The following is a 13,185-nucleotide window of genomic DNA, read 5'->3' on the forward strand; positions in this document are numbered from 1 at the left end:
ATCAAACGAGGCAGCAAAACGAACGGCCACTATCAGCCGTGATGGGCTCACAACCAGGCTCTGCTGCGCAGGCAGCGCCCCAAGGACGAGATAATGAGCCTCTTCCAACCTGATGGGGCAACAGGTGGGGGTGGGCGCGCACTGTACGAAGCAATGAAGCTCCTGGTAGACGGGTTCACGACTAAGATCGCCCGTCCGCGCCAGGAGCTTCGAGTGCTTGTCTACCCATCCGCGATTGATCTGTCCAGTTCGATCCTGCTGTATCTGACCCGTCATCTCTCGGCCCACCGCAAGCGCATAGGCAGCCGCTGGCGCCGGCTCACAGCTGGCCGCCAGGCCCTGCTCGCCCTCGCGCACCTGCGCTGCGGAGACACCTACGCCCAACTCGCCGTGGCCTTCCAGGTCGGCATTGCTACGGTCTACCGCTACGTCCGCGAGGCCGTAGACATCCTGGCCGCGCTTGCACCCACCCTCGCCGACGCCGTGCGTACCGCGAAGACCAAGGCGTTCGTCATCCTTGACGGCACCCTGCTGTCCATCGACCGCATCGCCGCAGACCGCCCCTACTACTCCGGCAAGCACAAGCGCCACGGCATGAATGTCCAGGTAATTGCGGACCCGTTCGGGCAGCTGCTCTGGGCCTCGCCAGCCCTGCCAGGCGCCGTCCACGACATCAAGGCCGCCCGCACCCACAGCATCATCGACGCACTCACCGGAGCCGGCATTCGCACCTGGGCCGACAAGGGACACCAGGGAGCCAGCGGCACCATCCGCGTGCCCTACCGTGGCCGCTGGAGCACGCTCCCGGCTGGAAAGCGCGCGGTGAACTCCTCCCACGCCAAGATCCGAGCCGTTGGCGAGCAGGCCAACGCCACGCTCAAGAACTGGCGCCTCCTGCGCAAACTCCGTTGCAGCACCACTCGCATCACCGACATCGTCAAGGCTGTCCTGGCATTGCAGCTCGCCGTAACGGCATGAGGTCGGCGAAGCGCAGGAATGGGCAAGGACAGAGCCGTCATCAACGACACCAAGGGAGCCAGTTCACCGTGGCAGACGTGAGGGTCACCTACGACAAGACTGTAGACGCGGCGTATGTGCACTTCACCGACCCACAGGTCCGCGTGAACTCCGCACGCATGTATCCCTGCGATCCGGTGGACGTCGACGGCATGATCAACCTCGACTTCGACGACCAGGGCCGCCTCATCGGTATCGAGGTCTTGGCGGCCAGTTCAAAACTGCCCCAGTACCTGCTCCAGTCAGCGGAGTGCTTGGACGTCGAAGGTGGATGACACAGTGGAACAAGGCAGTCGCGGCCACCCCGCCGCGCTCTCAGGTTGGAAAGAGCTCAATCAGCAACAGCGAGCCCTTGCGTGCCCTCGTGCGTGAAAGGCTCACCGAGAAGTGGTCACCTCAGCAGATATCCCGACACCTGGCCCGCGAATACACCGCCGAGCCGACGATGCGAGTCTGTCCGGAGACGATCTACCGTGCCCTGTTCGCCGGCTACCTCGGCTGCCGGACGGGCAAGCTCCGCACCGGACGCACGCGACGCAAACGCCAACGCCGCGGCGTCCCTACCCTGAACAAAATCAAGAACATGAAGCTGATCCATCAGCGGCCCGTCGAGGTCAACGACCGCAAAACCACTGGCCATTGGGAGGTCGACCTCATTATTGGGGCGGACAAGGAGCGGTCCACCCGCTACGTCCAGCTCATCCACTTGCCGGACGGATGGAAAGCGCCTCAGGTCCGCAACGCGATCGCCACGCAGACCGCCCGCATCCCTGCCCAGCTCCGAAAGACCCTCACCTGGGATCAGGGACGCGAACTGACACTGCATGAGGACATCGAGGCCCTCACAGGCTTTCGGATCTACTTCTGCGACCCGCACTCGCCATGGCAGCGCGGCACGAACGAAAACACAAACGGACTGCTCCGTCAGTACTTTCCCAAGGGCACAGACCTGTCCGTTCACACCGAGCAGGACCTGCAAAGGGTCGCACACCAACTCAACCACCGGCCCCGCCTCGTCCTGGGCGACAAGACTCCCCTCGAAGCGCCTACAACGCCACTTTCGCTATCATGGCCTTTTGCCCAACGTACCAGCCATCGCGACGCAAGTCACGATGGGTCCACCTTTCGCAGCAGAGCAGCGTAATAGACGCCGCCCGACCAGCTCTTATATTTAAATATTCGCAGACCTGCGGTTTCGCATGCCTTTTCCAGGCTTTTTCGATCGAAAACAGCCCAAGGAAACCACGGCCCGATACGATCACCCAGGTGGAATCTTATCTGCCAATCCCCGGGGTACCGTCGCTCAGTCCGTGCCGTTGCGCTATCAAGTAGTCCGGGATCTATTCTGCACCAGTCGGTACTAGTAAAGATAATTGACCCATCCGGCGTGAGCCAGGAAGCCAAACGCTGGAGAAAGGCCGGCAGCTTGTCAATTGTGCCAATTATTCCACCATTTCCGCCCAAGGTAAGAATTGTATCTACTGCCCGCGGGGACACATACGTATTAATGTCAGCCATTTCGCAATTCACGCCTGCCCCCAGTGCCAATTTTAGAGCAAGTGGCGAAATATCTATGCCCAAACCCTGAATTCCCCTTTCCGCAAGCATTTCCAAATGCCTCCCGGTGCAGCATCCGATGTCCAGTACAAAACCCTCTCGCACCCAGTCGAGGACGCCGACGTCAACAGTAGAAGAGGAACCCTCCTTCCGAAGCCACCAACCCAAGGGCTGTGGAAGGAACGATAGCCTGCTGTCTTTTATCTCAAGCAAGAAAGGCGCATCTGGATCTCCAGCCAACGCTTGCTCGAAAATCTGCGGTTCCAACTTTGCACTCCAAACCAATGGATTTTAAAGTCTAGCCAACAACTGAGGAGAGCCAGACGCTATAGAGACAGCTCTTAAAGTAGCCCCTGTCTCGATATTTACAGACAAGCCGCCCCTCAGTCTTTTTCTGCTCGTGGCACGTGGCATGCCAGACGTCCTCCACAGCACAAGCCACTGATTGCAGAGCTCGCGCGCAGATTTCTCCTTTCATGGGCGTTTTGATAGGGCTGCCAGGGAGCCCCTTCCTGCCCTTACGGGCAGAAAGGGAGACGGCGCGTTTACATCGCCTTACCGTTGATAACAGCAATGCTCCGGGGAGAAAGTAACTGGAGTGGCCAGATCAGTTATATCTGAAAGGTGAGATTAAATGAGCGACGACGTGTTCTCAGAACTGTTCGACCTGGATGTCGCGGAGACCGCGTTTGAGGAGAAGCCTGCGAAGCGCAAGGCGGGGCGCTACACAAGCCCCACCTGGTACACCAGCCCGACCTGGTACACCAGCCCCACGTGGAGCAACGCCGAGTAATGCTCTCCTGAATGGTGGCGGGCCGTCAGTTTCATAGCGGTGCTGTGCATCTCATGATTTGCGCAGCACCGCTGCAACATTGGGCGATACCTCTGTCGATCACCCAAAATGCTTTAACGAGCAGTCAAATTATTTTCACATTTTGCAGGTTGAGCTAACCATCCGTTTTCCAGAAAGTCGATGACGTGGCCGGTCCTCTGTTCACATACGGTGCTGTCGCACTCTTGCGTGCTCCCTTGCATCGATGGGATGATATCGTCGTCGATCCATACTCGTATGCCGACGACGAGCCGTTCCCGGTAGATGCCCTTCGTGAATTCCTAGTGCGTCCCCGCGACCCCCTGTTGGACGAGGCAATCGGAATCTCAAGTCCGGATCTCATGCGTTCCCTTCGCCGCGCCGTCGAGGGTCCGCGCATGAAGCCGGGAGAAGTGCGCCGCGCCGCTCTGAGTCTCACTCGATACCAGTTGCGTGCTGCCGGTCGATCCACGCCCTTCGCCCTCATGGCCGGTGTGGGGCGCGTGGCGTTCGGCCATTCGACCGACACCACCTTCGGTGACCAGCACACACGGATCGTCCGACCAGATCAGCGCTGGCTCATTGACGTCGTTCGAAAACTGGAAAGGCGCACGCACATTTGTGCGCGACTGCGTGTCCAGGCTAACAACCTCGCGACGTTCCATGGTGACCGACTCGTGCTGTTGCCGACGGACGCCGACGACGGAGCTTTGCTGGTGGAACGATCCCTGCGCGCCACGTCGGCAGTGCGGCTAGCGATGCAAGTTGCAGCGAAACCTACACCGTTCAAGGAGGTGTTGGCCGCGCTGGAAGCCAGTTTCCCCTCTGTTCCCAAAGAGACTACCGCTCGGCTTCTTGAACAACTGGTCAAGCTGGATCTGCTGGTGACCGAACTCAGACCGCCCGCCGATCATCCTGATCCGCTCGGCCATGTGCTGGCGATAGCGCCCGAAGCACGCGAGTGGAACGCCGTACCAGCCATGCTGAGTGCCCCTCGCCGGCCCCTCCGCGCAACGACAGCATCTGCCCGGTCTGACCTCCGTTCTAGTTCCCGGACGCCTCTGCCAGTGACCACGAACGTGCTTCTCGACGTGCAAGGGACGGTAAACAACGCAGTGGCCGGGGAGCTGGCCGCAGCCGCAGAGGTGCTCTGGCGCATAGCCCCGCGGCATTCCAGAGCCGCGCCCCTTGCGGACTACCATGACCGGTTCGTAGAGCGCTACGGATACCATCGCACGGTTTCTCTTACTGAACTGCTCGACCCAGAACGCGGAATCGGCGCTCCTGCCGGCTACCGCATGCCGCCCAGCGAACTTGCCGACACATCTCGGACAGTCGCTGATCCTGGGCGTGAGGCACTACTGGCAGAGGCCGCCTTGTCTGCGCTCCGCGCGGGCGAGGAACTGGTTCTGAACGACGTGTACGTAGCAGGCCTAGCCGGATCACCCGAGGAGCAGCTGGCCGTCCAGCCCCCTCGAGGCCTCGACATCTTCGCCGAGCTGCTCGCCCGTGACGCCAAAGCGGTCGACGGCGGAGATTTCGAACTGGTGCTCTCGCCCTGGCCCGGTGGTCATACCCCAGGTGCCGCCTTCGGTCGGTTCGCCGACTTCCTCGGCGGTTCTGAGTTCATGACGGAGGTGGTCGCCCAACCTAGAGCAGACGCGCTCCCGGCCCACTTTTCTTACAGTCCCAGACTTGCCAGGCTGCGCAACGTGGCTGGTACCCATCCTCGCTGGATGCCGCATCGCGTCATCGTAGGCGCCATGAACGGTGACCGACCTGGAGACATCCCCTTGGATGACCTCTGTGTCTCCGCGGATGAAGCGCGACTACGACTCTACTCCCGTAGTCGCAACGCCGAGGTGGATATCCACATACATTCGATGCTCAACCCGGAACACCTCGCGCCCAACATCGCTCGATTCCTCCAGGAAATATCGATATCGGGACAGCAACCTTGGCGTCCTTGGAGCTGGGGATCACTCGCATCCCTACCGGCGCTGCCCCGCGTCAAATACGGACGGGTCGTCCTGGCTCCTGCGACCTGGCGTTGTGTCGACCCGCAACTACGCGACCGGTCCCTGCCATGGGCGGACTGGCAAAAAGCTCTCGATCGCTGGCGCGCCAAATGGTCCGTCCCGGATCTCGTCAAATTCGGGGACCATGACCAGCAGCTACGACTGGATTTGGGACGCAGGTGGCACCGATATCTACTTCGAGCCGAGATCGATGCTGCCAGTGTCGACAAGTCCATCACTCTCACAGAAGACCGGGCTCGGCAGATGCAGGCCGTCTGGGGGAACACTGCCGGATGGTCAGGAAGTGGCACGCTAGGCGCAGAAATCGTCGTCTCCCTCAAGACAAATCCGTCCCGACAGCCGAGATCGTTCATTTACACTGACCTCTACAAAGTCACGGCACCCGGTCGACTCCACCTGCCAGGTGGTTCCTGGCTGTATATAAAACTCTACTCAAACCGGCAGCAGGATCTACTCAGTAGGCATTTCGAAAAATTCATTTCCAGTCTACCGGCAGGCATGAAGCACTGGTTCTTCATGCGCTACCGGGATCCCGAGCCGCATCTCAGAATACGATTCCATGGCGAACCAAGTCTACTCCATGGCCCGATACTGAGCCAATTGCACACGTGGGCAGCCGAGTTGATCGACAGCGGAATTGCTCGGCGTCTTGAGATGGCAAGCTACGAGCCGGAGTACGAACGGTACGGGGGCCAGGACCTCATGCCACTCGTGCACACGATATTCAACGCGGACAGTGACCATGCAATCGCCGTGCTATCACGAACCCAGCAAGCGCTGTGGCGGAGCGCCGTTACCAATTCATATGGAATCGTACATGACATATTTTCTCGTACGCCAGTCGACCCCATCGAGTGGCTGCTCCGAACAATAACCAAAGACGAGGAGCGGCACGCGATTTTCAGGTCCCAACGCAATGGCATCATGAAGGAAATCGGCATCCACATGAGCGCGGGTGCGGAGCACGCACTTCCAACTCGTAACGAACTCGCGGAAACTCTGAGCCAGTACGGAGAGAGACTTTATGCCGCAATCGGGCCAAGGGTCACAGGTACTTGGGATCAACTAGACGGTATCACTCACAGCGTCCTGCATATGCATCATAACCGTCTGGTGGGAATCAATCGGGAATCCGAACTCAATGTACTAGCTGCCTGCCGCGGCATCGCGCAAACCCACCAAGGTAACCGCCAATCGGTGATCAGATGAGCTCCCGGGACAGTCCGTCCGGACTGTCACCGCGACCCTGGCGGGAGCGCCCGCCGGCGCCGGGTCACTCGGTCGACTGAGGGCCGTACTCCGTCAGTCCTGTCTCCGGATGGCAGATCTGGCAGGCTTCGATGTCGGGCTCGGCCAGAGCGATGATCGTTGATAAATTCCATGTCCGAGCTCAGGGTGCACCCGCCGCGGTGCAGCATCGCGGTGTCGCCGGTCCGCTTCGGCTGGATCTTCCAGGACTGCTCGGCCCGTGCCCGTTCCTGACGCCGTTGCTCCTGCTGCTCCTGGATCTCAAGCTCCCGGATCCGGTTGCGGGTTTGGCGCAGCGAGTACTCCAGCCATTCGGCCAGCGCCCGGTTCTTGTCCAGGTCGGATAGGGGTGTGACCGAGATACGCGCCAAAGGGGCAACGGGATGATCTTGAAGCCCTGATCCGCTCGGATTTATGTGCGGCGACGTGCAGCGGGGTCGCGTTCGGCGACGTGCCGGGCGACCGCGTCGACGCCGGGGCGGGCGTACCGCTCCAGGGAGCGGACGGAGGCGTGGCGGGAGCGGGCCAGCAGCATCGGGGTGGAGGTGCCGTCCTCGGCGTCGTGTGTCAGGGCACTGTGACGTAGCCGGTGGAGCGTCCACCCGTCCAAGTCCTCGATGTCTTCGGGTGAGGCGAGCGGGTTGGCCAGCAGCCGGGTGTTCTCCTCGAAGATCTCTTCGGCCCGGCGGTAGGAGAGCCGGGCCCGGCCGGTCTCCGGGCACACGTCGAGCGTCGGCGTTCCGGCCGGGGCCTTGCGGTCGGTGAGGAACAGCGGGCCGCGGGTGCGGCGGCCGATGAGGCGGGGCAGGAGCTGGGCAGTGCCGGACTGCCAGTGAATCCACTCCGTCGCCCCGCCCTTGGCGGTGGTCTTCCCGCGTTTGTCCTGCGGGTACAGGTCTTCCACGTTCAGGCACAGCACCTCATCGGCCCGTGCGGCGGACTCGTAGAGCATCTTCCACTGCGTCTTCTCCCGCAGGGCGACGTCCAGGCGCCACAGGGCGGCGATCTGGTTCTCCGCCAGGGCCTTGGTGCGGTCGGGCGGCGCCGGCCGCCGCTCGATGCCGATCGTCGGATCGCCTTCGATCCAGCCCTGGCGCTGCCACCAGCCGATCGCCTTGCGCGCGATGGACAGCTCCCGGTTGACGGTGTCGGCGTCCATCTCGTCCGCCCGCGCCGCCGCCAGCTCGGCCAGCACCTCCGGCAGTACCGGGTCGTCGATCGCGGCGATCGGGTAGAGCGGCGGCTTCGCGCCCCGGCGGGCGGGCCCGGTCGGCGCCGGTTCGCCGGCGAACATCCACCCCCACGTCGTCAGCGAGATCCGGTAGATCCGCGCGGACGACTTCGCGATGCCCGCACCGGTGAGGTACCGCTCGACCGCCGCGATGTACATGGCCGGAGGGGCGGACAGAGGTACGACGCGGGCGCGCGGCAACCGCAACGCGCCCCAGCCTCCGAGTTCGGTCACTGGTTCGATCGTCATGCCCGCCCCGCCCTTCCGGAACTGCCGCAGTAAATGCGTACACCTCGCCCCGGCGGCCGGATTGCCCCGCCGCAGGTCGCGGTGATCACGGTAGGGGCTCCGCCGCAGTAAATCCGGCATTTACTGCGGCAGGCATCGGAACGCGCCACCCGACCCTCTTCCGGGCAGCATGTCGGCTTCGAGTCGTGGCTGGACCGCGCTGTGAACTGGGGTGCCGGCGTCGGCTTTTGCCCGGTGGGCTATGCTCTGCGGCCATGACTACCGGGACGGCATTGCGCCACACACGGATTGGTGACCCGGCGCTCTTCTGAGCGCCGTACGGGCCGGTGCGGGCCCGCTGTTCGATCGAGGATCTTGCGCTGCTGCGCGAGCTCCGCCTCCGTCGTGTTGATCACAGGCTCTACACATCAACCACGACAGGAGAATTCATGCCCATCAAGACGCTGCAGATTCCCACCACGGACGGTCAGGCCGACGCCTTCGCCGCCTTCCCCGACAACGGCGAGCAGCACCCAGGTGTGCTGATGTACGCGGACGCCTTCGGCATCCGGCCCGTACTGCGGGAGATGGCCCGCGAACTGGCCGGGCACGGGTACTACGTACTCGTCCCCAACCTCTTCTACCGGCACGGCCCGGCACCGCTGATCGACCTTCCCGAGCACATCGGAGAAGAGGTCCGGCCCGCGCTCATCGAGCAGCTGATGCCGTTGATCGAGGCGCACACCGCCGAACGCGTACTGAGTGACGCCGACGCCTACCTCAGGTTCCTCACCACCCAGCCCGCGGTCACCGCCGGGCCGGTCGCGGTGACCGGCTACTGCATAGGCGGCCTCCTGGCGATGCGCACCGCAGCGGCCCACCCCGGCCAGGTGGCCGCCGTCGCCGCATTCCACGGCCCCGTGGGCGCGGACGGGCCCGACACCCTCGCCGAGATCACCGCCCAGGTCCACTTCGGCCACGCCGAAAGCGACCTGACACCCAAGGCCCTGGGCGAGCTCAACCGGGCACTGGACGCCGCGAAGGTCGACTACACCTCCGAGATCTACCCCGGAACCGTCCACGGGTTCACCATGTCCGACACCGACGCCTTCAACCCCGCCGGACTGCAGCACCACTGGGACCGCCTGCTCCCCCTTCTCGACCGCGCACTGGCCAACAGCTGAGGTTCCGGATCGGAAACCAAACCTGAAGTACACGGCTGCGACCAACAGACGGCCCGGCGGGCCGCACCGATGTCGGCATGGCCGGCCCGCCCGGCCACCGAACGCTGGATGGCCGGGCGGGCCGGCCGACTTCGTCCGGGAGCTTTCGGCCGGCGCGGCGCAACGGCTCGCCGTCGCCGCCGGGGCGTCCCCGGTGAGCGGGGCATCCCAGGACGCGACGGCTGTCTCAGCCAATCAAGTCCACCCAGGTCAGCGGCATCTGTGGCGACTGGCTTCACTGAGAAGAGACAACTCGCGGTCGGTCAGGCAGCCTGACCGAGGCCGGCGGCGGTCAGGTCCTGCTCGCGCAGCGGGGTGAAGTCGACGTCGAGTTTCGGGTCGTACGCGTCGGGCTGGATGCCGAGTTCGTGGGTGCTGTACTCACCGAACCGGTTGATGTGTTCGGTCAGGTACGGCGAGATGTGCGCCAGGTCTTCCGGGTCGATCTCCCACCCCTCCTCCAGCAGTTGCCGCACGATCTCCGCGATGTCCAGGGCGTTGTGGAAGATCACCGCGTTCGTGAGCAGCGCGTTGAACTTCATCGCCTTCTCCTGCTCGATGGGGTCGTTGTCGGCGATGACGCCGCGGTTGCCGAAGCCGATCCACTGGGAGAACCGGTTGAACGACTCCACCTTGTTGGTCGCCGCCGTCACACGCCGGCGCAGCGGCGCGTCGGAGAGGTAGCGCAGCAGCTGCACGGTGCGGATCACGCGGCCGACTTCGCGGAAGGCGGCATAGGTGGCGTTCTTCCGCGAGCCCGAGCGCAGGCGCTTGAGCAGCGTGGAGGAGGAGATGGTGCCCTCGCGTACGGAGACGGCCACGCGCATCAGGTGGCGGAACTGGGACTCGATCAGGTCGAAGTCGATGACGTTCTTGCCCGGCTCGCCGAACAGGGCGTCGATGTGCACGTACTCCGTCTGCTTGGAGGGCCGGTAGAAGGTCAGTTCCTTCCAGTTCCTGATCCTGGGCATCAAGTCGAAGCCCAGGAGGTGGGCGAGCGCAAAGACAGGGAAGCTCTGGCCTTGGGTATCCGCGTGCACGGTGGTCGGCTGCACCTCGCTGGTGTTCTTCAGCAGGCCCTCGATGATGTAGACGGCCTCCCACACCCCGCACGGGATGAAGTGCGTGAACAATGCGATGTAGGTGTCCGAGACGTGGTGGTAGGCGATGCCGCCCGGCTTGCCGTACCGGATGCTCGTCTCGGAGAGCAGGTTGTCGAGATACGTGTCCATGTGGGTGCCGTCCGCCGCCACGGCGGTCCCGTCGCCCCACGCCTGCGAGATGTCCAGGCGGGCGTGCGCGTTCACCAGGTCGGAGATCGCCTCGTTCAGCAGCACGATCGAGAAATGCTTGTTGGCGACGTACGACAGCTCGTGCCCGCTCACGCCGGGAATGTGCCGGGCGGCCTCGTACGGGCCCATGTTGGTGCCCTTGACGAACGTGACGATCACGTAGCGGCCCAAGGGGTCGGTGAGCTTGGGCTCGTTGCCGGACGGCGGGCCGAAGCGGCGCCACCACTCCACCCAGTACGCGGTCCGGGCCACGATCCCCATCAGGGAACGCTCCGGCATCCTCGCCTTGATCTCCTGCTCCAGCCGCTTCGCCGAGGGCCGCTGGCCGTCAGCCCGGAACGCCTTCAGCGCAGGGATGCCCGTCTCCGGATCGATGACCAGGCCATCGTTCTCCGGGTACCCGGCGTCCGCCGCCGCGGCGGCGCTGCGCAGCTTGTCCTCCAGCTGCCGGCGGAAGAACTTCGCGTCGAACTCGGCGCTCTCGCCCGCCTCGCACAGGCCGACCTCCACCAGGTAGGACCCCAGCGTCTCCTGGACGGCCTCCCAGTCCAGCAGCTGCTCGGACCAGTCGGCGTACTCCTCCGAGCCGACCACCGCGACGTCGCCGGTGCGCAGTTCCTCGGCGAGGGCAGTGAAGACCATCGCCTCGAAGTGCTTGCGGACGAACTGCCCGGTCCGGGTCTTGTCGACCACGGCCTTGCGCCAGTTCTGGGTGGCGAAGGAGAGGTCGACCTCCTTGCCCTCCTCGTTGAAGGCGGTGATGTACTCGCCGCGGGCCGCCTGGTGCCGCCGGGCGTGCGCGAGTGCGTCCAGCACCCGGCTGTCCTCGCTGGTCGCGGTGAACTCCAGCTTGTCGTTGTCGGCCAGATCGAACATCACCGCCCGGTCCCGGCCGATCTGCCCATACAGCAGTACTTCCCAGAAGTTGCCGTGGTGGGCAGAGACCTTCTCGATCTGCTCGTACTGCTTCGCGAATCCACCGAAGCCGTCCACCGCGCGGGTGACCGCGCCGAACCCGCCGGCCTGCACCACCTGGGCCTTCACCAGGGCGAGGACAGCCGGGGAGACCCTGCCCTCCAGCCGCGTCGCGACCTCGTCCACCGACGCCTCCTCGTCCAGACCCTGAAGGGCCTGGCGGACCTCGGCGGTCATGGCCGCGGCCTTCTCCAACGCCTCCTGGGCCGGGCCGCCCTCGTCGATGTGCTTGAGCACCGTGCGGTAGTTCCCGATCAGGGCCTCGACGATCTCCCGCTCGGCGAGCCGGATCTCCTCCAGCTCCGCCTTGGCCTTCTTGATCTTCGCCGCCACGCGCTTGCAGAACATCGTCGCCAGGTCGTCCCGCACCCGCATCCGCGCCTTGTGCGTGAGGGCCGCGACCAGCGCGATGCGTTTGACAGGGACGAAGTCCCGCAGCTCCGAGGCATCCGCCGCGTCCGCCTCTCCGGCGAAGTCGGTGATCTTCCCCGCGGCGACTCCGTCCATCCACACATCGGTGTCGCCGAGCTCGTCCAGCCATTCCAGTCGCTTGGTCAGGTTCTTGAAGTGTGACCAGGTCGGGCCCTGTGCGGGCTTCTTCAGCCGGTTGAACAGCGTCGTCCCGTCGCTGTCGCGCTCCTCCAGCAGCCGCATGAGCCCCGCCCGCTGAGCGGCGCTCATGCGGTCGTGGATACCCGCGCGGATCGAGGCGTTCACCTCGGTGCGGATTTTCGAGGCCATCTTGTCGAAGGTGGAGAACCCCGGCAGCTCCAGCCCGGCCTCCACCACCTTCTCCAGCGCGATGTTGATCAGATCTGCCGGGCGGTTCTTCGCCGCGGCTTCCTTGCGGATCGACTGCTCGACGATCCCCCGGGCCTTCGCCTGGTCGTAGGTCACGCCGGCCTGCTTGCGGACCAGGCCACGGTGGTGCTTGGCGGTCCGCTCCGCCCGGTACACCGGCAGCGTGCCCTCCGGCAGCTCCACCGCCCGCCGCACGAAGTCCACCACCATCTCCGGGACGTCCTCCAGCGCGGGGAAACACCCCATACGCCGGTACGACTTCAGCATCAGCAGCAAGGCCAACAGATGCTCATCGCAGTCCGTGGCATCGGCCGCCCACTCCAGCTCATCGCGAGTCGGCGAGAAGAACAGATGCAGCTCATGCGCGGTGATCAGCCGCTTGAACCGCGGATACGCGGTCCGTTCAATCGATGTCACAACCCACCCCAGGCCCCAGACGACGCTCAACATCACCACCAACGACACTGAGCCGAATGGGTGACGGGCGACGGGGCTCAGGGCTTCAAGATCATCTCGTTGCCCCTTTGGCGCGTATCTCGGTCACACCCCGGATATGGAGCTGGACACGGCTACGCCGCCTCGTCCCCGGCGGTTTCGTGGGCGTGCTTGAGCGCCATCCGCGCCCCCACCACACCACTGTCGAGCGTCGACCAGAACGGGTGCGTCGACTGAACCGCCCCGGGTTCGGTAGAGATCTCAGATTGTGGTTGTGGCCTGGGGTTTTGTGAGTTCCGTGTAGTAGTTGGTCTCGTACTCGGCGGGT

At 64.0% G+C, this 13,185-nt stretch carries 9 protein-coding genes; 6 read left to right on the forward strand and 3 right to left on the reverse strand.

Annotated elements, in window-relative coordinates; translation table 11 throughout:
• Positions 1–213 precede the first annotated feature (213 nt).
• From ACIA8E_RS40690 to ACIA8E_RS40700, 3 genes are all read left to right on the forward strand, one after another.
• On the forward strand, positions 214–978 hold the full coding sequence (locus ACIA8E_RS40690; protein ID WP_399306958.1) for a transposase family protein: 765 nt from the start codon (positions 214–216) through the stop codon (positions 976–978).
• Between the two features lie 68 nt (positions 979–1,046).
• Entirely contained in the window at positions 1,047–1,292 is a 246-nt protein-coding gene (locus ACIA8E_RS40695; RefSeq protein ID WP_399306961.1) for a DUF2283 domain-containing protein, read from the forward strand.
• The gene (locus tag ACIA8E_RS40700) at positions 1,289–2,161 is read left to right on the forward strand and encodes an IS30 family transposase (protein ID WP_399306964.1); all 873 of its coding nucleotides are present in this window, start codon (positions 1,289–1,291) and stop codon (positions 2,159–2,161) included. The genes ACIA8E_RS40695 and ACIA8E_RS40700 overlap by 4 nt, the downstream gene beginning before the upstream one ends.
• Here the strand turns inward: ACIA8E_RS40700 and ACIA8E_RS40705 are convergent.
• A complete protein-coding gene (locus ACIA8E_RS40705; RefSeq protein WP_399306980.1) occupies positions 2,125–2,679 on the reverse strand; it encodes a class I SAM-dependent methyltransferase in 555 nt (184 codons plus the stop codon). The two genes, ACIA8E_RS40700 and ACIA8E_RS40705, sit on opposite strands and share 37 nt — an antisense overlap.
• A 529-nt stretch (positions 2,680–3,208) precedes the next feature.
• On the opposite strand from ACIA8E_RS40705, the gene ACIA8E_RS40710 reads away from it, so the two are divergent.
• Together ACIA8E_RS40710 and ACIA8E_RS40715 are read left to right on the forward strand one after the other, a co-directional pair.
• Positions 3,209–3,367, forward strand: a complete 159-nt coding sequence (locus ACIA8E_RS40710; protein WP_399306966.1) for a hypothetical protein — start codon at positions 3,209–3,211, stop codon at positions 3,365–3,367.
• A 185-nt stretch (positions 3,368–3,552) separates the two neighbouring features.
• Positions 3,553–6,633 carry a lantibiotic dehydratase gene (locus ACIA8E_RS40715; protein WP_399306969.1) on the forward strand — a complete coding sequence of 1,027 codons (3,081 nt, stop codon included), beginning with the start codon at positions 3,553–3,555 and terminating at the stop codon, positions 6,631–6,633.
• A gap of 451 nt (positions 6,634–7,084) precedes the next feature.
• Here ACIA8E_RS40715 and ACIA8E_RS40720 read toward each other — a convergent pair whose 3' ends face one another.
• Positions 7,085–8,152 carry a tyrosine-type recombinase/integrase gene (locus ACIA8E_RS40720; RefSeq protein WP_399306971.1) on the reverse strand — a complete coding sequence of 356 codons (1,068 nt, stop codon included), beginning with the start codon at positions 8,150–8,152 and terminating at the stop codon, positions 7,085–7,087.
• A 428-nt stretch (positions 8,153–8,580) separates the two neighbouring features.
• Between ACIA8E_RS40720 and ACIA8E_RS40725 the strand changes: the two genes are divergently transcribed.
• A complete protein-coding gene (locus ACIA8E_RS40725) occupies positions 8,581–9,315 on the forward strand; it encodes a dienelactone hydrolase family protein (protein ID WP_399306974.1) in 735 nt (244 codons plus the stop codon).
• A 302-nt stretch (positions 9,316–9,617) separates the two neighbouring features.
• Here ACIA8E_RS40725 and ACIA8E_RS40730 read toward each other — a convergent pair whose 3' ends face one another.
• A complete protein-coding gene (locus ACIA8E_RS40730; RefSeq protein WP_399306977.1) occupies positions 9,618–12,839 on the reverse strand; it encodes a Tn3 family transposase in 3,222 nt (1,073 codons plus the stop codon).
• Positions 12,840–13,185 lie beyond the last annotated feature (346 nt).

Source organism: Streptomyces sp. NPDC051664, from assembly GCF_044453545.1.
In the GTDB taxonomy this organism is placed as follows: domain Bacteria; phylum Actinomycetota; class Actinomycetes; order Streptomycetales; family Streptomycetaceae; genus Streptomyces.

Coding starts and splice junctions, on each gene's coding strand:
- ACIA8E_RS40700 (WP_399306964.1), top strand. CDS start 1,289: ATGACACAGTGGAACAAGGCAGTCGCGGCCACCCCGCCGCGCTCTCAG.
- ACIA8E_RS40710 (WP_399306966.1), top strand. CDS start 3,209: ATGAGCGACGACGTGTTCTCAGAACTGTTCGACCTGGATGTCGCGGAG.
- ACIA8E_RS40720 (WP_399306971.1), bottom strand. CDS start 8,152: ATGACGATCGAACCAGTGACCGAACTCGGAGGCTGGGGCGCGTTGCGG.
- ACIA8E_RS40725 (WP_399306974.1), top strand. CDS start 8,581: ATGCCCATCAAGACGCTGCAGATTCCCACCACGGACGGTCAGGCCGAC.